This is a genomic window from Natronorubrum marinum (assembly GCF_052040125.1).
Taxonomy (GTDB): domain Archaea; phylum Halobacteriota; class Halobacteria; order Halobacteriales; family Natrialbaceae; genus Natronorubrum.
The window spans coordinates 88,486-111,672 of sequence record NZ_JBPPFV010000002.1; the positions used below are offsets into that span (position 1 = coordinate 88,486).

Below are 23,187 nucleotides of genomic sequence, written 5' to 3' on the forward strand. Positions count from 1 at the left end.
CGGAATTGGGCCACCGCGGTGGCTCTCGGCTGGCCGGCGAATCGTCGTCGTCGTACAGAATGTACTGCCCGTGTTGGATGTGTTACCGCCGCTGTGGGGGCCATCGGAACACCGATCTCGAACGTGTCAGTATCGCTCGAGCGAAACCGACGGAGAAGTGGCCGGTCGGTACGTGGTCCGGTAGTCGCGTCTCGGTACCGCGACCGAAGCGTTGGTCAGCGTCGGTGTCGCTCTACTTGTTGCCCATCATCGAGTCGAACGCGTTCTTGAGCGACGTCCCCGGCTGGGTGATCGTCTCGAGCTGGTTGCGCATCTTTCGCTGGTTGAAGTAGCTCGCGAACGCGAGGATGGTCGGCGGCCAGAGGCCGATGAAGGTCCCGAGCCGGCGCTCCCCGCGGATGAAGAAGTAGTAGAGCGAGAGCCCGACCGACGCGGCCGACGCGATGGCTGCGGGGCCCATGGCCTCTTCGCCGACTTCTTCTGCTGACTGTTCGCTGACGTCCCGTTCGGATAGCTGTTGTCTGCTCGCCATACACTGTGAGGGTGGTCGAGACTGTACTAAGGGGTGGCGAGGGTTTCGAGAGGAAGGGCGTGAATTGTGATGTCGACTCGACTGTTCCACTCCGTTCCAACCGCGGCGCCGTCCCCGAAAATCGGGGTTACGTGTCGGCGATCGTATCACTCGAGTCGGGTGTCACCGAGCACGCGGCTCGAGCGGCGGGAGCGTTCGACCGGCCGTCGTGTCGGTCGTCGCGATCTCGGAGACCGATCGTCGCCGAGCGTCACATCTACGTCCGTCGGCACTAACCCACCCGTATGACTAACGACGTCACCGACGTCACGGAGCTCTACCGGGAGTTCGGCGACGACCGACTCCCGTCCGGACAGCGCGAGACCGAGGCGTTTCCTGTCCTCTCGAAGGGGCCCACGCCCGACTGGGACCCCGAAACGTGGGAGTTCACCGTTACCGGCGCGGTCGAGAAGGAGCTCGCCTTCTCCTGGGAGGAGTTTCAGGCGCTCCCCAGCGAGACGCAGCGACAGGATTTCCACTGCGTCACCGGCTGGAGCAAGTTCGACTGCGAGTTCACGGGCGTCCCGTTCCCGATGCTCGCCGAGCGAGCGGGGGTCATCGACGACGCTGACGAACGACGGTTGTCGGGCAACCGAACGGAGTCGGGTCAGGCCGTCCACGTGATGTTCTCCGCACTCGACGGCTACACGACCGATCTCGCGCTCGAGGACTGCCTGCGCGAGGAGGTGCTCTTCGCGTGGGCGTACGACGGCGAGTCGCTCCCGCCGGATCACGGGGGCCCGCTGCGGGTTGTCACGCCCCACAAGTACGCTTACAAGGGGGCCAAGTGGGTCGACGGCGTCGAGTTCCTCACCGAGACCGAACGCGGCTACTGGGAGAAACGCGGCTACTCCCAGACGGCGGACCCGTGGCAGGAAGAGCGATATAGCTGATCGATAGCCGTTCGTCCCCACGCAGCCGCCGTTTCCGTCGACCGGATACACCGCACGTTCCCGTCAACCCCCACACAGCGTCCGGGATAGTTAGGCTGAAGGCACGGCAGTCCCGAACTGTGTTCGATGGACCAATCGTCGGGTGAGCGTCGACTGGCGGGTGAGACGGGGACCAGGCCAGCCGACGGTCCGGCCACCCTCACTAGCCGGAGTCGCGAACTCGAGGACGTGTCGTTCGGCGCGATCGTCGGCGTCGCCACCGACTCGCGGATTCTGTGGGCCACGCCGGACGGGCTAGAAGTCGTCGGTCGCGGCGTCGCCGCTCGAGTCACCGCCAGCGGACCGAAGCGATTCGACCGAATTCGAGCGCAGACCGCTCGGGTGTTTGACGCGCTCGATCACGACGGCCCTGCGGTCGCGCGACCCCGCGCGTTCGGCGGCTTTTCCTTTCACGACGGCCACGAGTCTGGCCCGCCGTGGACTGGATTCGATGCCGCTTCGTTCGTCGTCCCGCAGACGCTCGTCGTTCGCAGCGACGAGGGCACCTGGCTGACGACCGTCGGGGACGACCCCGACGAGGCGACGGCTCGCCTCGAGCACTGGACCGACCGCTTGGACGACATGCCGACGATGCAACCCAGCGGGACGGCACCCGGCATCGACTCGACGAAGCGGACGACATCCCGCGAAACCTGGACCGAACAGGTCGAAACCGCGCTCGAGCGAATCGAACGTGGTGCGCTCACCAAAGTCGTCCTCGCGCAAGCGCTGTCGGTCGAACTCGACGGCCCGGTCGATATCCCCGGCACGCTCGAGCGCTTGCGCCGGCGGTATCCGAACTGTTACCGGTTCCTGATCGGTCACGAGGTCGGCGGAACCTTCTTCGGCGCGCCGCCCGAGCGGCTCGTCTCCAAACGCGGCGCTCGGGTCGTGACCGAAGCCCTCGCTGGTTCGGTTCCCCGAAGCGACGCCCCCGAGGAAGACGAGGCGTACGCTGATCAGATGCGCGACAGCGAGAAGGTACAACGCGAGCACGGGCTCGTCGTTGAAGCGATCCGCGACCAGCTCGAACCGCTCGCGTCCGAACTCCAAATCGCCGACCAGACGATCAGACGGTTGGCGAACATTCAACACCTCCAGACGCCGATCTCGGCGACGCTCGAGGGAGATCGACACGTCCTCGAAATCGTCGAAGCGCTGCATCCGACGCCGGCCGTCGGCGGGGTTCCGCCGGCGGCGGCCTGGGAGACGATCCGCGACGCCGAGACGTTCGACCGTGGCTGGTATGCGGCCCCGGTCGGCTGGTTCGACGGCGACGGCGACGGCGAGTTCGCCGTCGGCATTCGCTCGGGGATCGCGACCGAGGAGACGGTTACCCTCTTTGCGGGCAACGGTATCGTTGCCGACAGCGACCCTGACGACGAGTGGGAGGAGGTACAGCTGAAGTTTCGACCGATTCTCGACGAGTTACGGTGAGACGATGACCGGACAGGTGATCCCGTGACTGCGCCGAACCGCGCGACGCTGTGGGGCCGTATCCTCGTCGACGAACTCGCGAAGGGTGGCCTCGAGGCCGTCTGTATCGCCCCCGGGAGTCGATCGACGCCGCTGACGGTCGCGTTCGCCGACCATCCCGAGATCCGCGTCTTTTCACACCTCGACGAGCGCTCCGCGAGCTTCTTCGCGCTAGGGCGCGCGAGACGAACCGGCGAGCCGACGGCGCTGGTCTGTACCTCCGGAACCGCGGCGGCGAACTTTCATCCCGCCGTGATGGAGGCTGACCGGGCTCGCGTCCCGCTGCTCGTGCTCACTGCGGATCGACCCCACGAACTCCGCGACAGCGGCGCGAATCAGACCGTCGATCAGGTCGGCCTCTACGGCGAGGCCGTTCGGTGGGACGCGGAACTGCCGGAGCCCGAAGCCGAGGCGCGGAAAGTGCGAAGCCTTCGGACGACCGCCGCGAGAGCGTTGTCGGAGACGGTTGGAACCGATCCCGGCCCCGTCCACCTGAACTGTCCGTTTCGAAAGCCGCTCGAGCCGATCGAGGTGTCCGACGATGTCCCGGATTCGTTTTCGGAGACGCTGGCCGGCGCGGGACGAGACGGCGCGTTCGTCGAGACGAGTTCCGGGCGCGTAACGCTCGAGGACGGCCAGTACCGACCGCTCGTAAAGGCACTCAAGGAGGCCGACCGTCCGCTGATCGTCGCTGGGCCGGCCGATCCGGTCGACCTGGCCAAACTCGATCCCGAAGCGGTCGTCGCCGTCGCCGAACGCGTCGGCGCGCCGATCCTCGCGGATCCGCTCTCGAGCCTTCGATTCGGGGCCCACGTTTCTGACATCGACGCCAGTGATGGGCCCGTTTGCGGCGGTTACGACGGCTACATCGCCGATCTTCCGTCGCCAGATGTCGTCGTCCGCTTCGGCGCGTCACCGACCTCGAAGTCGCTTCGCCACGCCCTGCGCGACAGCGGGGCCCGGCAGTTCCTGTTCGATCCAGCGGGCGCGTGGCGCGAGGCGACGTTCACCGCGACCGACCTGCTCGCGGCGTCGCCCGGGAGCGTGTTCGAGGGGCTGTGCGAGCGACTCGAGTCCGAATCCGTCGAAGGCGCCCACGGAATCGCATCCGCAGCGAACGACGACTGGCGCACTCGGTTCGAGACCGCAGAAGAGCGCCACTGGCACGTCCGCGACGACGCGCTCGCGGAGGGCGCACTCGAGACCGATCCGTTCGAGGGGGGCGTCCTCGCGTCGGTGTTCGCGCACGCGCCGGATCCGGCGACCGTCTTCGTCTCGAACAGCATGCCGATCCGGGACGCGGATCGGTTCGGACGGCCGCGAGCGGCCGATCTGACGGTGCTCGCGAACCGGGGTGCGAGCGGGATCGACGGCATCGCGAGCACGGCGTTGGGTGCCGGGAGCGCGACCGACGACCCGCTCGTCCTCGTCACCGGCGATCTGGCGTTCTACCACGACTCGAACGGGCTGCTCGCGGTCGAGCGCTGCGACGTCGAGGCCACCATCGTCCTGCTGGACAACGACGGCGGCGGAATCTTCCACAAACTCCCCATCGAGGAGTTCGAGCCGCCGTTTACGGACCAGTTCAAGACGCCACACGGCCTCGAGTTCGAACACCTGACCGAGCTCTACGGCCTCGAGTACGAGCGGGTCGACCCCGTCGATTTCGCCGACGCCTATCGCGACTCGCTCGAGCGCGACGGAACGCAGGTGCTCGCCCTCGAGTTCGACTCGGAAGCGAGTCATCGGCGGCGGGAGGCGCTCGAGGATCGGGTTCGTGACGAAATTCGACGCGAGAGCGAGTAACGACTGATCCAGCTCATTTCGATCTCTACAGCCAAGCATACTCGCCTTACCGATTGTCGGTACCGATGGTCCACAGGCGATTTTTGAATCGAGCGAGCCACGTGCGGCGGCGCGCGCTGTCTCGCGGTGAACGAAAGTGACGCGAGTCGAAACTGTGCGAGGTCGTCGTGAACGGAGTGAACGACGGCTTGGAAGGCGCGAAGCGTCTTCCAGTGGATGAGCGAGCGACTGAAAGGAGTGAGCGGTAGCGCGGAACCTCCGGTTCCGCGAACCATGCGAGCGGGCCGAAGGCCCGCGAGCAAAAATCGGTTGGGGAGGGCGTGGAATTCATCGCCGCCAGCGCAGATCAGGACGTTCATGACAGTAAAAAAAACAATTAGAGTATCGATCGATTCATGGCCGAAGCGCCCACCAGAGCGCGACGGCGTAGCCAAATGGGATCCAGACGAAGCCGAGTGCGACCAGCCCGGTGATCGAAAACGCCGGCACGGACGCCACCTGATCGATTCCGAGCGGGAACAGCACGCTCCAAAATCCGAACATCGCGGTCGCGATGCGGGGCCTCGTAAGCAGATAGCCGACGAAGGCGAGCGTGCACGCGGCGACGATCGCGTTGATCGCGAGCGGGAACAGCGGCGTCACGCTCGCCGCGACGAACAGCGGATACAGCAGCCAGAGACAGGCGATCGTCACCGCCGTCGTCTGCGTTATCGCCTGGCCCTCCCACTCGAGGTCGACCTCTCCCTCCCAGTCGTGGACGGCGTACCGAAAGCTCGAGGAAGCGTCGGCGTCGGACGTACTCGAGCCCGCGGACGTCCCTGTGCCACTCGTCGATCCGGTGGCACCGGCCGCCCGGGTACCGGCAGTCGCTCCGGCGCTGGTCGCTCCGGCACTGGTCGCTCCCGACGCACCAGCCGCGGACGCCGTGTCACTGGCAGCCGAGCCGTCATTCGCGGACGATTCGCGCCCGCCCTCGGTCACGAACGTCCAGCCGCCACTGGCTCGCTGCTGGGCCGTCTTCCGCTGGCGTCGCGCGCGCTGGCGGGCGTGGTGGCTTTTGCTTCGCCCGTTCCTGCGTCGATCGCGGCCGGTAGCACCCCCATCGGTGTCCCTCCGTGAGGTGGACTCCGAACGGGTCGACGATGCCGTTTCGGTCTCCGAACTCGAGTCCGGCTCGCCGGTAGCGTCGCCAGTTTCGTCCGCCGCGCTCGAGTCCGGGGACCTCGCCCCGCTCGAGCGCTCGGCGAAGCGAACGTAGGCGTCGTGGCCGAGGCGGTCGTACCGCGCGCGTTCGGTGCCGTCGGTGAGGACGGATCTGGCCGTCGAGACGCGTTTGAACTGGGCGGCGGCGTCGGGGGCGTCGTTGTGATCCGGATGGGTCTCGAGGACGCGCTCGCGATAGGCCGTCTGGATCTCGGCGCAGGTCGCGTCGGGATCGACCTCGAGGACGTCGTAGTACGTTCGCCCCATCGACTACGCTGGAGTTCGGAGCCCAGTCAAAAAACATCACTGATTGGCTGATTGTCAATTCGACTGGTCGCTCTCCAAACTCGGCGATTTTCCAGATTATGACGCTTTGCTCCCAACCGAGCGGGTATCCCTCGGTTCGTCGACTGACTCTGGCACACCAAGTGAACTGTATATTGCTATATGAAATAGCGTTCGGCGCGTCCTGCCTTCGGAGGGCGTCAAATCGCCGGCGGACACCGACGACGGTGGATTTTATTACTCGTTGCGGCGGAATCGATGAATACGGTCCGTCACACAATGGACGACTCGCCACAGCCACTACCGGCCGATCAGTTCGACGCGCTCCTCGAGGACGACAGCCACGAAGAGGCCGTTGCGTCCCTCGAATGGGTCGCCACAGCCGACGCCGAGACGCGGAAGACGGCGCTTCGAGCGTTGCGTACGGGGGCCGAAACGAATCCGGGCGGGTTCAAGCCCGTACTCAGTGCGCTCACGCCGTTTCTTACCGACGAGGAGCGATCGGTCCGTCTGACGACCGCGAAACTGTTCGTGACCGCTGCCGAAACTGAGCCGGAAGCGGTCTCGTCGCTCGTTCCGGCGCTCGCTGCTCGGTTGGCTGACGAGGATGAGTTCTACTACGTGCGGGCCCGTTCGGCAGAGGCCTTGGGCTACGTCGCACTGGAAGAACCGGATACAGTCGCCTCGCCCGAAGTGCTGGCGGATCTGCGGATCGGGCTGTCGTTCGACGAACCCGAGGTGCGGGAGAAACTGGCGAAAGCGCTCGAGTACCTGGCGCTGGCCGATCAGCGTCGGCTCCGCTACCACGTCTCGGACCTCACTCGGCATCTCGACGATTCGAACGAACTCGTTCGGTACCACCTCTGTACCGCGCTCGTCGCGATCGGCTGTGCGTATCCGGACGCAGTGTCGGAGCGTACCGCCGCCCTGGCTGATCGACTGGACGACGAGAGCCATTTCGTTCGGGGACGGGCGGCCGAGGCGTTCGGCCTGCTCGCCCGCTCAGACTCGGCCGTGTCGGTACCCGACGTGACTCGAGCCGTGGAATCGGACGTGAGTTCGAACGCGGACGACGAGGGAGAGCGGTTCCTCCGCGACCGAGTTCGATTCGCGACGGACGCAAGCGGCGAGGAGTCGACCGACACCGGTTCCGGCGGAATCGGGACGATCGAGGGGATTCGCGATCGAACTGACGAGGTCGTCGATGCCATTACCAGCCCCGACGGCGACGAGTGTCCCCACTGCGGACAGTCGCTTCCCAAAGCGGGGCCACCGATCTGTCCACGATGCGGCGGCCCCCGGTGAGCTATCGGCTGTATTAGGTCGGCCTAAAAACCGGAACGGTTTTATCTTTTAGGTTTGCCTAAATCAATATGGCGGACCAACTCAGTGAACAGGACGTGTCGGCACGGCGAAATTACAGGGGCTCCGAAGCAATCGACGACGTATCGCTTCGGCGACGTTCGAAGCCCGCTGGAACGCGTAACGAGTCACCGACTGGACCGCTCGGTACCTCCTTGGATACCGCCCTGGTCGACTCAGTCGACGTGATTTCGCGATGAGTAGAAGGCGACCGAATCTCGAGACGGACCCGACCGAGCGGTCGGTGTCTGACGGCACGCGGTTCCGGTGGCTGTTCGATCCGAAACTTCTCACGGTAGTGTTCGGGAGCCTCTCCGTCGTCTTCGTCGGCGCGCTGATTCAGGTGAGCTACGGCGCGTACTCGATGACGTTCGCCGAGGCGTGGCGAGCGGTGTTCAATCCGAACGTGCTGTTCAATCCGCACGCGTGGGACGCGTTTTTGCTCGGCGAACCGATGCCCGAGATGAGCACCGAGAGCCTCATCGTCTGGAACATCCGCCTTCCGAGGGTGTTCGTTGCGGTGCTGGTCGGCATGAACCTCGCCGTTTCGGGGGCGATCTTCCAGGCGGTCACCCGGAACGAACTCGCGAGTCCGTTCATTCTCGGTGTCTCCTCCGGTGCCGGGCTCATGATCTTGCTCACGCTCGTCGTGTTCGGCAGTCTAACGACGTTTCTGCCGCTGATCGCTGCGCTCGGCGGTGCCGTCTCGTTTCTCATCGTCTACGTCATCGCCTGGAAGAACGGCACGTCACCGGTCCGATTGGTCCTGGCCGGCGTCATCGTCGGCACGGTTTTCGGGTCGCTGCAGACGGCGCTGTTTTTCTTTGCGGACGACATTGGGGTCGTTCAGTCGGCCATCGCGTGGACCACCGGCTCGCTCACCGGTACCGACTGGGAGCAGGTCCGAATCGTGCTCCCGTGGACGATTGCAGTCGTCGTCCTCTCCATCGCCGGTTCGCGCCAGATGAACGTCCTTCTGTTGGGCGAGCAGACGGCGAAGTCCCTGGGGATGTCGATCGAGAAAGTCCGCTTTGCGCTCTCGGGCGTCGCCGTTCTTGCGGCAGCGGCGAGCATCGCCGTCGCCGGCATCGTCGGTTTCGTCGGCCTCATCGTCCCCCACATGGTTCGGAACCTCGTCGGAAGCGACTCCAAGAAGTTGATCGTCGGCTGTCTGTTCGTCGGCCCGGCGTTGATGGTCAGCGCCGACGTGGGCGCGCGACTGGCGTTGAATCCCACCCAGATTCCCGTCGGCATCGTCACCGGACTCATCGGCGGTCCGTACTTCCTCTACTTGATGCGAAAACAGCAGAACATGGGTGAGATCTAAATGGGGCGCACCGTCACGGAGAGCCAACGGACGAACGAATCGAAAGACCCAGCCGTCGTCGACTCGGCGGCGAGAACGCTTTCCGGTTCGGAGCTCGTGTTACGGTACTCGAGCTCGGACGAACCGATTATCGCCGGTGAATCCATCACAGCCGAACCGGGAGCGGTCACCGCACTCGTCGGCCCGAACGGATCGGGGAAGAGTACGCTTTTGAAGGGGCTGGCAAACCAGCTCGCGCCTGAGGACGGTTCGGTACTGCTCGGCGGCGGCGACGTGCAGTCGATGGGGACGAAGGCGCTCGCCCGGAAGCTCGGCTTGCTTTCCCAGGAGAGCACGTCGCCCAGCAGTATCACCGTTGAGGAGCTCGTTTACCACGGCCGCTATCCCCATCGAGGCTTTTTCGAAACCGTCACCGACACGGATCGGGAGGCGGTCGAGCGCGCATTCGAACTCGCGGGCTGTGACCATCTCCGCGAACGCGAGGTCGGGAGCCTCAGCGGCGGACAGAAACAACTCGCGTGGATCGCCATGGTATTGGCTCAGGAAACCGACGTGCTCTTGCTCGACGAGCCGACGACGTTCCTCGACCTCCACCATCAGCTCACTGTCCTGGAGATCATCGAACGGCTGCGTGAGGAAAGCGAGATTACGGTTATCGTCGTGCTTCACGACATCGAACAGGCGGCACGGCTCGCCGACCGCATGGTCGTTCTCGAGAACGGCGAGATACGGGCTCGAGGGGCACCGTCGGAGGTCGTCACCGAAGCGCTTCTCCAGGAGGTGTTCCGCATCGATGCCGAGATCGAACTGACCGAGCGCGGACCGCGGATCGACCCGCTCTGCGCTCGCAGCGACGCCGGCGATTCGGATCACGACTCCGAATTCGGGCGACGAAACGACGGCGTGGAGGCCGAATAGTGGCCGAACACGAGGAGTTCGAAACGGAACTCGACGCCTACCGCGAGCGAGTCACACAGCCGTTGCTTCGACTGTTCCGTACGTACGGCCTCGGTGAGGCTCGCTGGCTCGCACTCGGGCTGTTCTCCAGCGTGCTCGCCTACGGGACGATCCTCGTAACGCCACTCGTGCTCGGGACGACCATCGACGCGGTGTTCGGCGAGGAAACGTACGCGCTTCCGCTCGTGCCCGCCGCGTGGCTGCCGACCGACCCGACCGCACAGTTCTGGCTATCCGCGACCGTTATTGGGGTCGCGCTGGCGGGCGGCGCGCTCCTCCAGTGGGTTCGGGGCGTAGCGATGAACTTCTTCGCCCACGGGGTGATGTACACGATTCGAACGGAGACGTACGAGAAGATGCAGCGCCTCGATATGACGTTCTTCGACAACAAGGAGACCGGCGAGGTCATGTCGATTCTGAACAACGATACCTCGAACCTCGAGGTGTTCTTCGATAACGCGCTGGGCGACAGCGTGCGGATCGGCGTGATCGTCGTCGGGATCACCGCCGCGTTGCTGTACACGAACTGGCAACTCGCAGTGGTCACGCTGGGAGCCGTGCCGCTGCTGGTCGCGTTCACCTGGTGGTTCGTCAGGGTGATCGAGCCTCGATACACTACCGTCCGCTCGACGATCGGTGATCTGAATACGCGCATCGAGAACGGTCTCAGCGGGATCGAACTCGTCAAGACCGCCAGCACCGAGGAGTACGAGAACGGCCGCGTTCGCGACGTCTCACAGGAGGTCCTCGACGCGCAGATGGACGTGTTGAAGCTGAGTTACTTCTACCGGCCCGGCATGGAGTTGATCACCGGCGTGGCGCTGCTCGCGACGTTCGTCGTCGGCGGACTGTGGGTGTTCTCCGGACCGCCGCTGTTTTTCTCCGGCGAACTCACCACGGGCAACTTCGTCGTCTTCATGCTGTTGACTCAGCGCCTGACGGGGCCGATGGCTCAGCTCTCGAGCATCGTCGACTGGTACGAGAACGCGAAGGCGTCGGGCAAGCGTATCTGTGGACTGATGGACGTCCCGGTCCGGATTCAGGACACGCCGAATTCGGTCCCGCTCGAGGACGTCGATGGTCGGATCGAGTACGACGACGTTCGGTTCAGCTACGAGGGCGAAGAGACCGTCCTCGACGGCGTCGACTTCGATGTGGAGCCAGGGGAGACGGTCGCACTCGTCGGCGCGACCGGCGCGGGGAAATCGACGGTCGCGAAACTCCTGTTGCGGTTGTACGACATCGACGACGGTGCGATCCGCGTCGACGGTCACGACGTACAGGAGCTCCGCGTTTCGGACCTGCGGGGAGCCATCGGCTACGTGAGCCAGGAGACCTTCCTTTTCGACGGCACCGTGGCCGAGAACATCCGTTACGGGCGCTTCGACGCGAGTGACGACGAGGTACGGGCGGCCGCCGACGCGGCGGAAGCCCACGAATTCATCCGAACGCTTTCCGAGGGGTACCGAACGCGAGTCGGCGAACGCGGGGTCAAACTGTCGGGCGGCCAGCGCCAGCGGATCGCACTGGCCCGGGTGATCCTGCAGGATCCGGCGATCATCCTGTTGGACGAGGCGACCGCCAGCGTCGACACGGAGACGGAGTACCTCATCCAGCGCTCGCTCGAGCGCTTGACCGCCGACCGGACGACGCTGGCGATCGCCCACAGGCTGTCGACGATCAAAGACGCCGATACCATCCTCGCGCTGAAGGACGGACGGGTTGTCGAGCGCGGCACCCACGAGGAACTGCTCGCAGCGGACGGCCTGTACGCCAATCTGTGGGGCGTACAAACCGGCGAGATCGACGATTTGCCCGAGACGTTCGTCGATACCGTCACTCACGGGGCGATCGACGGCGAACGATGACTTTTAGGCACACCTAAAAATCGGAGTATTTATTATGTTTTAGGCGAGCCTAAACCCATGGGTAGAGAGAAACCGGCACGTGGGGAATCGACGCGGCGGGATTTCGTCACGTACGGCGGCACGGCTGTCGGTGGCGGATTACTGGCCGGCTGTTCGGACATCGTTGGCAAGAACGACTCGGGGTCGACGGCGGAAGCAAGCGGGGGCGCCTACTCGGTGACGATATCACCGGTCGGACCCATCGAATTTGAGAAGGTCCCCGATCAGGTACTAACCTATAGTATAAATTACGTCGACATGGCGGTGGCTTTCGGCCACGGTGAAGCGATCAAGGCGATGCCGACGGAGCGTTTTTATACCGGATATTACGACCAGTTACCCGGTGTCGAGTTTGATCCCGCTACGCGGATGACGAGCAGTTACGACAACAAGGAACTTATCTACGACGTCGATCCCGACCTCATCTTGCTTGATCCGACGTGGTACACCGTTTACGGCGAGTACTACGACTTCGATGAGAGCGATATCGAGGAGATCGAGCGGAACGTCGCTCCCTACTTCGGGAATCGGTTCTCGCGGGCGCACAACGAGCGAGTCGATCACAGCGTCGAGAATTACGAATTCTACACCGCCTGGGAGTTATACAACAAGGTAGCACAGGTATTCCGCGAGACGGAGCGGTATCAGGCGTTAAAACGCGTCCGTGACGATCTCGTCTCACTCGTCGAATCCACCCTCCCGCCTGCGGACGAACGCCCGACAGTGGCGCTGGTTGCGATGAACGACTGGGGTGTGTTCTCGCCGTACAAAATAGATAACGAGGGATACGGCGTCTCCCACTACCGGCCGCTCGGCGTGCGGGATGTATTCGCCGAGAGCGACCGCACGTACGAATCGGACGCGGGAACCTACGACCTCGAATTGATGCTCGAAATCGATCCGGACGTTCTCATTCACAACTTCGGCACGGGCGGCTTTGACGAACGGTATCAGTCGATGCTCGAACTCGAAGACGATCCGGTTGGCTCGAAGTTGAGCGCGGTACAGAACGATCGACTGTACGGTGGCGGCGATTCGATGCAGGGCCCGATTTATAATCTGTTCCAGATAGAGATGGCTGCGAAGCAAATCTACCCCGAGCAGTTTGGCGAGTTCCCGACCTACAACGACGATGGGACGTACGACATCCCGGAATCGGAGCAGCTGTTCTCGCGAAAGCGCGTTGCGGACATCATCAACGGAGACTTCGAACAATGACTGGCCCGAATGTCGATGCGAGTGATGCACCGACGCGCAGAGACTATATTAAGTACGGAGGCACAGTTATCGGTGGTGGACTGCTGGCAGGGTGTTCGGACTTAGCAGGCCAGAACGACTCGGGATCGACGGCGGAGACAAGTGACGGCTCGTACTCGGTGACGATGTCGCCGATGGGAACCGTCGAGTTCGATTCGGTTCCGCAGTCATACATGTCCTACCGCGTCACCCACGCGGACATGGGCGTCGCCCTCGGTGTCGGCGACCGATTGAAAGCGGTTTACAATATCGGACAGTATCCGTTCGAATTCTACGACGAGCTTCCGGGGGTCGATATCGATGTCGACTCGCTCTCGGAGATAGAAGTCAATTCAGACTACGAGGCCGACAAAGAGTGGTTCTACGAGATGAACTGCGACGTCCATCTGATGGATCCCGAGTACATGTCGCAGTGGCTGCTCACACCCGACGATGTCGACGAAATAGCACAGTCTATCGGGCCGTTTTTCGGCCACTACGCCCGTCGACGGATCGGCGAGGAACGCGACTACCCGTTCCTCTCGCTGTACGACATCTTCGAGCGCGTCTCGAGGGTATTCCAGCGTGAAGAACGATACGTCGCGTTCGAAACGCTTCACGACGAGTTTATCAGCGGCCTGCAGGACGACCTTCCGCCCGAGTCTGAGCGTCCCGCCGTCGGGCTCGTCGCCACCGGGCCCGAAATGGTACAGAACGACGAGTTCGGCGCGTATCACATCGACCCCGGCTATGGAAAGAAACAGTACATCGACCTCGAGGTGGAGAACGCCATGGAGGGGGTGGTGCCCGAAGACACGTCGTACGCACAGGTCGATTACGAGACGCTCCTGGATGCCGACCCGGACATACTGATGATCCATAACGGAATCATCGGGACCGATTCTCGCGAGGACTTCATCGAGCAGGTGATCGATCCGATGCGAGAACACACCCTCGGGAGCCAGCTCACTGCGGTACAAAACGGTGACGTCTACCGCGGTGGCAACAACACGCAGGGGCCGATCACGAACCTCTTTCAGACGGAGGCAGCCGCAAAGCAGCTGTATCCGGAACTCTTCGGGGAATTCCCCGGTTTCGGTCGAATATCCGACGACGCGCAGCTCTTCGACCGACAGGCGGTTGCAGACATCATCAATGGTGATCTCTAAATATGAGCGACGACACCACCGACACGACGCACGAGGCACCGACACGCAGAGACACGCTGAAATACGGCAGCACGCTCGCCACAGGAACTCTGCTAGCCGGCTGTTCGGAGCTGGCTGGGCAAGACGACGGCACAGAGGGGGCCGACAGTCAGGGTTCGTACGAAGCCTGCATCGAACCCGTCGGCTGTCTCTCCCTCGAGGAGGTTCCGGAGAGCTGGATGGCGCTTACGGGCCCGTGGGCGGATATGGCCGTCGCACTCGGTCAGCGCGATGGGTTTCGGCCCGCCGGATGGTATCCGGAGCCGTACTTCTACGACCGCGTCGGCGTGTCGATGCCGACGGACGTTCCGAACCCGCTCGCCGGGGGCGGCTGGGACAAGGAGTTATTCTACGAACTCGATCCGGATATCATCCTCTGTGACCCGAACTACCTCCACGGAACCGGCTTCGACGACTCGTGGGACGAGAGCGATACCGAGGAAATCGTGGAGACCGTCGCTCCCTTCTTCGGGAACAACATCGTCCGCCGTCGGGAGTTTCACGACTACGAACTCTACTCGCTGTACGAGGCGTTCGATCGGTTGGCCGACGTCTTCGACGAGCGCGAGCGGTACGAGGCGTTCGTCGACGTTCACGACGACCTCTGGTCCGAGATCGACTCGAAATTATCGGCTGACCAGGACCGCCCCGAAATCGGACTGATAAACTTCGGATCTGACCTCGAAAGCGGCGAATTTGCGGCGATGACGACTGATTCCGAAGGGCTCGAGATGAAGCAGTATCGCGACCTCGGCATCGAATCGGCGTTCAGCGACGAACAGACCGACGGAATGCTCGACTACGAGTCGATGATCGATATCGATCCCGAGATCATCGTCGTCCACGGCGGCGTTCGCCTCACGGACGATACCGGCGAGTTCTCCGCACGCGCGTTTCACGACCAGTTCGTCGCGCCGCTTTCGGACCATCCGGTCGGCCGTCAACTCACCGCCGTCCAGAACGACGCCATCTATCCGGGTCCGTACTTCCAGCAGGGGCCGATCGTGAGCCTGTTCCAGACCGAACTCGTCGCACGCCTGCTCTACCCCGAGACGTTCGGCGCGTTCGATCCTGAGCGGTTTCCGGACGTCCCCGAGGACGAGCAGTTGTTCGATCGCGAGCGGATTGCAGAGATCATCAATGGAGACATCTGACATGAGCGACAACACCACCGATGCAACCCACGAGGCACCGACACGCAGAGACACGATCAAGTACGGCGCGGCGCTTGCGACCGGGACCGCCCTCGCGGGCTGTTCTGAGTTAGTCGGACAGGAGGAAGATGTAGGGCCCGAGACGACCGAAAAGGAATCGTACTCGGTGTCGATGGAACCGATGGGGAGCGTCGCGTTCGACCAAGTACCCGAGCGGTGGATCGCCTACGACGGCGGCTACGCCGATATGGCCGTCGCGCTGGGACAGGCTGATGGATTAGCTGGCATCGGTGGTGCGGACCGCTACTACACGTACGTCTACGACGAACTGCCCGGGGTGACCGTCGACCGGGACGTCCTCGAGCAGTATCCGGAGGTTCGGACCAAAGAGGAGTTCTACGAACTCGAGAGCGACGTCCACCTGTACGATCCCCAGATGCTCGTCAACTGGTTCGACTGGAACGATGGCGACGTCGAGGAAATCGCGTCGAACGTCGCACCGTTCGTTGGCAATCTGATCTTCCGGCGCTCCGACGAGTGGCACGACTACCGCTACTACACGCTGTACGAAGCCTTCGAGAAAGTGGCCGCGGTGTTCCAACAGCAGGCACGCTACGAGGCGTTCAGCGAACTGCACACCGAGTTTATGACGGCGATACGGGAACGACTTCCGCCGGTTGCGGACCGGCCGGACGTCTTCCTCACGTTCGAGGGGGCCGACGAACCGGAGGCGTTCTCGCCGTACCGACTCACCGATGCGGGAACGAGCAAAAAACAGTGGCGGGATCTCGGCGTCCACGACGCGCTGGCGGGGACGGACGTCGACAACCTCAGTACCACGAACCGCGGCAAACTCGATTACGAGAACGTACTCGAGGTCGACCCCGACGTGATTCTCGTCCGCGGCCACGAGCGAAAGTCCGCGACGGAGTTCCGCGACACCGTTCTCGAGTATATGCAGAGCCATCCCGTCGGGAGCGAACTCACTGCCGTCCAGAACGGACGGGTGTATCGCGGTGGGTACCTCAATCAGGGACCAATTCACAACTTCTTCCTGACCGAGCGGGCGGCGAAGCAACTGTTTCCCGACGAGTTCGGCGACGTAACCGGCGACGAACGGCTGTTCGACCGTCAAGCGGTTGCAGACATCATCAACGGAAGAGAGATAAATGAGTGATGATATCGACGGCACGACTGGAGAACCGACGCGCAGAGAGACGCTAAAATACGGCGGTGCACTCGCGGCTGGCACTGCCCTCGCGGGCTGCTCGGAGTTGGTTGGGCAGGACGGAGACGACGGGACCGAACCGTCCGATACTGGGACGTACTCGGTGACGATATCACCGGTCGGAACGGTCGAGTTCGATAGCGTCCCCGAGGCGGCGGCCGTCTACGATCCGCAGGTGGCCGACCACCTCGTCGCGCTGGGCCAACAGGAGCGGATCGTTTCGCTGGGCTTTCCCGATCGCTACTACACCGGATTCTACGACGAACTTCCCGGCGTCGAGTTCGACACGAGCGACCTCACCGCGTTCTACACCGATCAACTGACGCTCGACACGGAGATACTCTACGAACTCGACGCCGATATCCACCATCTCGATCCGCTCCGATGGGAAGGGACCTTCGACGCCGCGGACATCGAGGAACTCGAACAGAACGTCGCACCGTTCTTTTGCAACCGGTTCAGCCGGGCACACGGCTACCAAGGCGACCAGTCCTACGAGTACTACACGCTCTGGGAACTCCTCGACAAGTACGCACAGGTGTATCAGGTACAGAGCCGAAGCCAGGCGCTAGTTCGGGTTCGAGCAGAGATGCTCGAGACGATCCGAGACGCCCTCCCACCGCAGGAAGAGCGGCCGTCGGTCGCGCTCGTCGTCTACAATCACGACGAGGACACGTTCGGACCGTACCGACTGAACGGCCCGGGATTCGGAAAGGCACACACGCGCCCACTCGGCGCGAACGACGCGCTGGCAGAGGGGACGAAGAGCTACGCTTCGGACTACGGGAACAACTACTCGATGGAGGCGATGCTCGAGTTCGACCCGGACGTGATGATCCACAATTTCGACTGGACCAACGTCCGGGAGCGGACGGAGGCGTTCTTCGACCTCGGCGACCACCCCGTTGGCGGGGAGATCACGGCCGTCCAGAACGGCCGACTCTACGCCGGTGGATCGGCCCTACAGGGACCGATTTTCAATCTCTTCCAGGTCGAACTCTCGGCGAAACAGATCTATCCCGACCTGTTCGGCCAGCCGCCTGCCCCGGATCAATCCGTCCCGGCGGATGAGCGATTATTCGACCGACAGGAGGTTGCGGATATCATCAACGGAGCGGTCGAGCAATGAGTGACGATACCGTGATCCAGTCCAATTTACTGACACGGCGAGACACCCTGAAGTACAGCGGGGCGCTCGCAACCGGCGCTGCCCTTGCGGGGTGTTTGGACGGTAACAGCGAGTCGGAGTCACCCGAGGAGACGGATGACGGTTCGTACTCGGTAACGATGGCTCCGGCCGGTACCGTGGAGTTTGAGAAGCCACCGGAACGCGTGCTTACGGTTCTTCCACATCACGCCGACATGGCGCTCGCGGCCGGCCACGGCGAGGCCGTCTCCTCCATGCTGTACAATCCCGAGTACAACGACACGATCTGGAATACGTGCCTCGAGCGGCTCCCGGGCGTCTCCGCCGACTGGGCGGACCTCCCCGGAACGTGGGACCCCGACAAGGAGTTCCTCTACGAACTCGACAGTGACCTCCACCTCGCGGACCCTGCGTACATGACGAACATGCCGAGTTGGACGCGCGAGGACACCATGAAAATCGGGGAGAACGTTGCCCCGTGGTTCGGCAACACGCTCAGCAACGCGAACAAGGAACCGGCCGCGGAGTGGGCCGACGACTACGAGTACTACACGCTCTGGGAAATCTTCGAGCAGGTCGCAACCGTGTTCCAGGCGACGGAGCGCTACGAGGCGCTCAAAGCCGTCTACAGCGAGATGGTCGCGACGATCGAGGAGAATTTGCCGCCGGAAGACGAGCGGCCGTCGGTGGCGATGATCATCCTCATCCAGGGTGAGGACAGCATGTACACGTATGCATTGAACGGCCCTGGCTTCCTAACCGCCCACACTCGCCCGCTCGGTGCAGACGACGTTTTTGCGGACGTCCAGACCGAATCGACAGTCGACTACGAGGCCCTCGTCGAAGCCGATCCCGACGTGATCCTCTGTCTCGCCGGACTGTCGGAGGCGCGTCACGTGACGAAGACTCGAGAACGGTTCCAGGACGGCCCGGTAACCGAATCGGTTGCAGCGGTCGAGAACGACCGCATCCACACCCAGGGCGGGCGCAACCAGGGGCCGCTGATGAACCTCTTCCAGACCGAGATGACGGCGAAGCAACTCTACCCCGACATCTTCGGCGAGTGGCCGACGTACACCGAGGGGCCGTACCCCGAAATTCCCGCGGACGAACAGCTGTTCGACCGGCAGGCGGTTGCAGACATCATCAACGGAGAGAGATAAATGAGTAACACTACCGATACCAAGAACGAAACACCGACACGGAGAGACGCGCTGAAGTACGGAGGGACGCTCGCAACCGGTATCGCCTTCGCAGGCTGTTCCGAACTGGTCGGACGGAGCGGTGAGTCGGATGGACAGTCGGGCGATGGTACCTCGTCCGGCGATGGCACCTATTCGGTCACGATGGCCCCCATGGGCGAAGTCGCGTTCGACTCACCGCCGGAGAGCGTGTTTACGCGGCTGACTCACCTCGCCGGGATGGCGTTCGCCATCGGACGGGGGAACGACGTCAACGCGATGCACGCGCCGGAGTACTACGACCAACTGTGGAATCAGTTCACCGAACGACTACCCGGCGTCACGCTGGACTGGTCGGGGTTGTACTCCTCCTGGGACCCGGACAAGGAGATGCTCTACGACCTCGATAGCGACGTCCACCTGGCCGATCCGGCGAGCGTAAACGCCCTCGACAGTTGGAGCATGGCCGACATCGAGGAAGTAACAGAGAACATCTCACCGTGGTTCGGGAATCAATTCAGTGACAGACACGGCGAACCGCCGGCCGATTGGGCCGACCGCTACGAGTATTACTCCCTCTGGGAGATGTTCGAGACGGTCGCAGCGGTGTTCCGCGAGGAAGCGCGGTACGAAGCACTTGCGAAGGTACACGCGAACCTGTTAGAAACGCTCGAGGCGGATCTGCCGCCGGAGCAGGAGCGCCCGACCGCGGTCATGGCGGGAATGAGCGACATCGAGAGCATGTACGTCTACACGCTGGATACGCCCGGATTTCTGACGGCGCACGTGCGCCCGCTCGAGCCGGTCGGTGCGCTGGGCGACGACGTCTCTTCCGGCGATACAATCGATATGGAAGGGTTGCTCGAAGCCGACCCCGACGTCATATTTGCCCCGGGCGGAATGCACCCGGGAACGGATATGTCGGGGATACGGGACGCGTTTCAGAATCACTCCATCGGACAGCGGATTTCCGCGGTCGAAAACGGTCGGATCTACGCGCAGGGGGCGCGCTACCAGGGGCCGATTCTGAACCTGTTCCAACTCGAGATGACGGCAAAGCAGCTCTACCCCGACGCGTTCGGTGAGTGGCCGACGTACACCGACGGCCCCTACCCCGAGATCCCCGCGGACGAACGGCTGTTCGATCGTCAAGAGGTTGCGGAGATCATCGCGGGTGATCGGTGAATGCGCGCTCGAGAGTGGGCGATTGCGGGATCCTTCCGCGAGCCCGAAGAGTACGGCATCCCCGACCTGCCGTCGTGGCGAGTCCGTCGCAACGAGTGTGGCGGGCTGGCGTTCGCCGACGGGGACGGAGAGCCGTTCATCGCCGCCGATCATCCGGTGACGGTGAGACGCTAACGACGATCCATGATCGACGCCACCACCGGTATCGCACGCGGGAGACGTGGAGACCCCGTCTCGAGTCCGTTCGCGCGCGATTCGAGGCCTCACAGCGAGTGCAAAGGAGGCGAGGGCTTCCTCGAGAACGAACAGCTAGTCGACCGCCAGCAGGCTGTAGACAGCGACAACGGAGAGAACGATCCATGAAAGACGGTACTGAAAACACGACAGGGGCACCGACACGCAGAGAGACGCTGAAGTACGGCGGCGCCGTGATCGGCGGCGGGCTGCTCGCCGGCTGTACGAGCGGAACGGAAGACGAGACGGGGCCGACCGAAACGGACGAGTCGTACTCGGTGACGATGGAGCCCGTCGGCACCGTCGAGTTCGAGTCGGTTCCCGAAACGTGGTTCCCGTACACCGGGGATTACGCGGACATGGGCGTCGCACTCGGGCGGAGCGACGGCCTCTCGGCCATCGGCCTCCGCGCCCGATTCGCCTCCCACCTGTACGACGAACTCCCCGGCGTCTCCGTCGACGAAAACGAGCTCACCGAACTCTATCAGAACGGCACCGGCAAGGAAATCTTCTACGAACTCGAGGCCGACGTCCATCTCATCGATCCGAACTTCATGGTGAACCGCCTCCAGTGGAATCAGTCCGACGTCGACGAGATTCGAGACAGCGTCGCTCCGTTCGTGGGGAATACGATCTTCTCGCGCGTCTACGACTGGCACGACTACGCCGACTACACGCTGTACGAGGCGTTCGAGAAGATCGCACAGCTGTTTCAGGCGGAGGCTCGTTACGAGGCGTTCGCACAGTATCACGACGAGGTGCTCGCGGACGTTCACGAACGGCTCCCCGAAGAGACACCGACTGTCGCCGTGCTCTACCCGGCGGACGTTCCGCCGGAATCGTTCTACCCGTATCTGATCGACTCCGGGACGCAGTCCAAACACTGGAACGACCTGCACGTCGAGGACGCCCTCGCACCGCACGGCATCACGGACACACAGGCCGGTGGCGGTACCATCGACTACGAGACCCTGTTGGAGATCGACCCGGATGCGCTCGCGATCAGGTTGCAAGGCGAGATCACACCGGCGTACTTCGACGACGAGATCGTCTCACACCTCCAGCATCACGACGTCGCGAGTGAGCTCCAGGCCGTACAGAACGACCGGGTGATCTACGGCGGGGTGACCTACCAGGGGCCGATCATCCATCTCTTCCAGCTCGAGCGCGCGGCACAGGAACTGTATCCCGACGCGTTCGGCGACGAACAGCTATTCGACCGCCAGCGGGTTGCGGACATCGTCAACGGAGCGTTTCAACAATGAGTACTAGCGACACGACCCAAACTGAAGCAGCGTTCGATCACGACGTCGTTGTAGTCGGCGGGGGTCCCGCCGGCTGCTCGGCGGGCGTCTTTACCGCCCGGAACGGCTTGGATACGGTGATCTTCGACCGCGGACGCTCCTCGATTCAGCGCTGTGCCTACCTCGAGAACTACCTCGGCTTCCCCGCGGGGATCGACATCGAGACGCTGTACGGACTGATGCACGATCACGCCGAGACGGCGGGCTGTGAGATCGTTTCCGACCTCGTCGAATCGCTCGAGCCCCTCGAGACCGGCGAAGGGTTCGTCGTCAGCCCGCAGGAAGGGGACCCGGTCACCGCTCGCCGAGTGATCGCGGCCACGCGCTACGACGGCGAGTACATGCGCGGTCTCGACGACGAGGCGGCGATGTTCGAGACGCACGACCACGACGGCGAGGAACACGAGGACTTCGATAAGAGCTACGCCGAAAGCGACGGGACGACGCCGGTCGAGGACCTGTTCATCGCGTCGCCGTACGGCGACACTGGCTATCAGGCGAGCATGGCCGCCGGACACGGCGCGCGGGTCGGGATAACCGTCGTCGAAGACATTCGACGAGCGCAGGACTATCCCGAACGTCTGGCGAATCACTACGACTGGAGGCGCCGAGAGACGGAACTCGACGACGAGTGGAGCGAGCGAAGTCGGTGGCGGGAGTATTTCGACAATCAACTCCCCGACGATCACGACTTCGAGGAGGCGCGACTCGCCGAGATCCGCGAGCGAGAGATCGACCGCAGGCTCGCGACGTACCTCTCCGACGACGAGATCGAACGGCGGGTCGAGCGCGGTCACAGGCGGCTGCTCGAACACGTCGACGACGAGTTAATCCTCGAGGCGGCGCGCGAAATCGAGGCCGAACGCGAGGTGGGGGGTGAGTAGCATCGCTCCCATCAGCGAACCGACGGTTCTCGAAACGCCGGTCGCCCTCGATCTTGTCGTCTACCCGCTCTCGGCCGTGAGGAACGGTCGGGTCTACACGTCGGGTGTCGGACGGGCGGGGGACCATCCGGGGCCGATCCAGTGACAGATGACCGGTGGTCCCCAGTACCTCCTCGTGGTCTTCCTCGCCGAACGACAGGACGGCCCACCGGTTTCGTCCGGGGCCGTCGCGGATGCGGTCGGTCGGTCGCCCGCAGCGACGACGGAGATGCTCCAACGACTAGAAGCGAGGGGGCTCGTGACCTACGAGCCGTACGACGGAGCGACGCTCACCGAGGAGGGACGAGACGCCGCCGAAGAGCTGTACGAGGCCTACGATATCCTCTCGCGATTCTTTCGCGACGTACTCGAACTCGACGAGTACGAGCGCGAGGCGATGGAACTCGCGGGAGCGGTCAGTCCGACAGTCGTCGACCGACTCGGATCGACCCTTCTCGCCGACAGCGAGTCATCCGAAGAGACACAGATGTCGCTCCCATCCGCCCTCTCGGACTCCCGATAACGGCTTGCGTGTACTCCGGTCCAACTGGTACCGCCGGC

22 protein-coding genes are annotated in these 23,187 nt (G+C 63.3%); 20 read left to right on the forward strand and 2 right to left on the reverse strand.

All coding sequences use genetic code 11. From position 1 onward, the window contains the following. Positions 1–232: 232 nt before the first annotated feature. Positions 233–532, reverse strand: a complete 300-nt coding sequence (locus ACSFC5_RS10090; RefSeq protein ID WP_440765122.1) for a hypothetical protein — start codon at positions 530–532, stop codon at positions 233–235. Positions 533–816: 284 nt separating this feature from the next. Here ACSFC5_RS10090 and ACSFC5_RS10095 point away from each other — a divergent pair, with 284 nt between their 5' ends. From ACSFC5_RS10095 to menD, 3 genes are all read left to right on the forward strand, one after another. Beyond that, on the forward strand, positions 817–1,464 hold the full coding sequence (locus tag ACSFC5_RS10095; RefSeq protein WP_440765123.1) for a sulfite oxidase-like oxidoreductase: 648 nt from the start codon (positions 817–819) through the stop codon (positions 1,462–1,464). Positions 1,465–1,590: 126 nt separating this feature from the next. Continuing rightward, positions 1,591–2,940 (forward strand): isochorismate synthase, encoded by a 1,350-nt coding sequence (locus ACSFC5_RS10100; protein WP_440765124.1) that lies wholly within the window; start codon positions 1,591–1,593, stop codon positions 2,938–2,940. 24 nt (positions 2,941–2,964) lie between these two features. Beyond that, entirely contained in the window at positions 2,965–4,785 is a 1,821-nt protein-coding gene (gene menD / locus ACSFC5_RS10105; protein WP_440765125.1) for a 2-succinyl-5-enolpyruvyl-6-hydroxy-3-cyclohexene-1-carboxylic-acid synthase, read from the forward strand. A gap of 393 nt (positions 4,786–5,178) precedes the next feature. Here menD and ACSFC5_RS10110 read toward each other — a convergent pair whose 3' ends face one another. After that, positions 5,179–6,255, reverse strand: coding sequence for a J domain-containing protein (locus ACSFC5_RS10110; protein ID WP_440765126.1), 1,077 nt, complete (start codon positions 6,253–6,255; stop codon positions 5,179–5,181). A gap of 297 nt (positions 6,256–6,552) precedes the next feature. On the opposite strand from ACSFC5_RS10110, the gene ACSFC5_RS10115 reads away from it, so the two are divergent. The 17 genes from ACSFC5_RS10115 to ACSFC5_RS10195 all read left to right on the forward strand — a co-directional run bounded on the left by ACSFC5_RS10115 (position 6,553) and on the right by ACSFC5_RS10195 (position 23,149). Further along, a complete protein-coding gene (locus tag ACSFC5_RS10115; protein WP_440765127.1) occupies positions 6,553–7,578 on the forward strand; it encodes a hypothetical protein in 1,026 nt (341 codons plus the stop codon). A gap of 253 nt (positions 7,579–7,831) precedes the next feature. Beyond that, positions 7,832–8,962, forward strand: coding sequence for a FecCD family ABC transporter permease (locus ACSFC5_RS10120; RefSeq protein WP_440765128.1), 1,131 nt, complete (start codon positions 7,832–7,834; stop codon positions 8,960–8,962). After that, on the forward strand, positions 8,963–9,880 hold the full coding sequence (locus ACSFC5_RS10125; RefSeq protein WP_440765129.1) for an ABC transporter ATP-binding protein: 918 nt from the start codon (positions 8,963–8,965) through the stop codon (positions 9,878–9,880). Continuing rightward, positions 9,880–11,787: an ABC transporter ATP-binding protein gene (locus tag ACSFC5_RS10130; protein WP_440765130.1), complete on the forward strand. Its 1,908-nt coding sequence runs from the start codon at positions 9,880–9,882 to the stop codon at positions 11,785–11,787. Before ACSFC5_RS10125 ends, ACSFC5_RS10130 begins: the two co-directional genes overlap by 1 nt. A 57-nt stretch (positions 11,788–11,844) precedes the next feature. Further along, positions 11,845–13,044, forward strand: coding sequence for an ABC transporter substrate-binding protein (locus tag ACSFC5_RS10135; RefSeq protein ID WP_440765131.1), 1,200 nt, complete (start codon positions 11,845–11,847; stop codon positions 13,042–13,044). Next, positions 13,041–14,231: an ABC transporter substrate-binding protein gene (locus ACSFC5_RS10140; RefSeq protein WP_440765132.1), complete on the forward strand. Its 1,191-nt coding sequence runs from the start codon at positions 13,041–13,043 to the stop codon at positions 14,229–14,231. Before ACSFC5_RS10135 ends, ACSFC5_RS10140 begins: the two co-directional genes overlap by 4 nt. A gap of 2 nt (positions 14,232–14,233) precedes the next feature. Next, complete coding sequence (locus ACSFC5_RS10145) at positions 14,234–15,424, forward strand: ABC transporter substrate-binding protein (protein ID WP_440765133.1); 1,191 nt, start codon at positions 14,234–14,236, stop codon at positions 15,422–15,424. Position 15,425: 1 nt separating this feature from the next. Continuing rightward, positions 15,426–16,601 (forward strand): ABC transporter substrate-binding protein, encoded by a 1,176-nt coding sequence (locus ACSFC5_RS10150; RefSeq protein WP_440765134.1) that lies wholly within the window; start codon positions 15,426–15,428, stop codon positions 16,599–16,601. Continuing rightward, positions 16,594–17,781 carry an ABC transporter substrate-binding protein gene (locus ACSFC5_RS10155; RefSeq protein WP_440765135.1) on the forward strand — a complete coding sequence of 396 codons (1,188 nt, stop codon included), beginning with the start codon at positions 16,594–16,596 and terminating at the stop codon, positions 17,779–17,781. The genes ACSFC5_RS10150 and ACSFC5_RS10155 overlap by 8 nt, the downstream gene beginning before the upstream one ends. Continuing rightward, the gene (locus tag ACSFC5_RS10160; RefSeq protein WP_440765136.1) at positions 17,778–18,962 is read left to right on the forward strand and encodes an ABC transporter substrate-binding protein; all 1,185 of its coding nucleotides are present in this window, start codon (positions 17,778–17,780) and stop codon (positions 18,960–18,962) included. Before ACSFC5_RS10155 ends, ACSFC5_RS10160 begins: the two co-directional genes overlap by 4 nt. Next, positions 18,963–20,165, forward strand: a complete 1,203-nt coding sequence (locus ACSFC5_RS10165) for an ABC transporter substrate-binding protein (RefSeq protein WP_440765137.1) — start codon at positions 18,963–18,965, stop codon at positions 20,163–20,165. After that, on the forward strand, positions 20,166–20,339 hold the full coding sequence (locus tag ACSFC5_RS10170; RefSeq protein WP_440765138.1) for a hypothetical protein: 174 nt from the start codon (positions 20,166–20,168) through the stop codon (positions 20,337–20,339). Between the two features lie 9 nt (positions 20,340–20,348). Further along, a complete protein-coding gene (locus ACSFC5_RS10175; RefSeq protein ID WP_440765139.1) occupies positions 20,349–20,528 on the forward strand; it encodes a hypothetical protein in 180 nt (59 codons plus the stop codon). Then, positions 20,525–21,664, forward strand: coding sequence for an ABC transporter substrate-binding protein (locus ACSFC5_RS10180; protein WP_440765140.1), 1,140 nt, complete (start codon positions 20,525–20,527; stop codon positions 21,662–21,664). The genes ACSFC5_RS10175 and ACSFC5_RS10180 overlap by 4 nt, the downstream gene beginning before the upstream one ends. Next, entirely contained in the window at positions 21,661–22,587 is a 927-nt protein-coding gene (locus ACSFC5_RS10185; RefSeq protein WP_440765141.1) for an FAD-dependent oxidoreductase, read from the forward strand. The genes ACSFC5_RS10180 and ACSFC5_RS10185 overlap by 4 nt, the downstream gene beginning before the upstream one ends. Further along, positions 22,580–22,732 (forward strand): hypothetical protein, encoded by a 153-nt coding sequence (locus tag ACSFC5_RS10190; RefSeq protein WP_440765142.1) that lies wholly within the window; start codon positions 22,580–22,582, stop codon positions 22,730–22,732. The genes ACSFC5_RS10185 and ACSFC5_RS10190 overlap by 8 nt, the downstream gene beginning before the upstream one ends. 3 nt (positions 22,733–22,735) lie before the next feature. After that, entirely contained in the window at positions 22,736–23,149 is a 414-nt protein-coding gene (locus ACSFC5_RS10195; protein ID WP_440765143.1) for a metal-dependent transcriptional regulator, read from the forward strand. Positions 23,150–23,187: the final 38 nt, after the last annotated feature.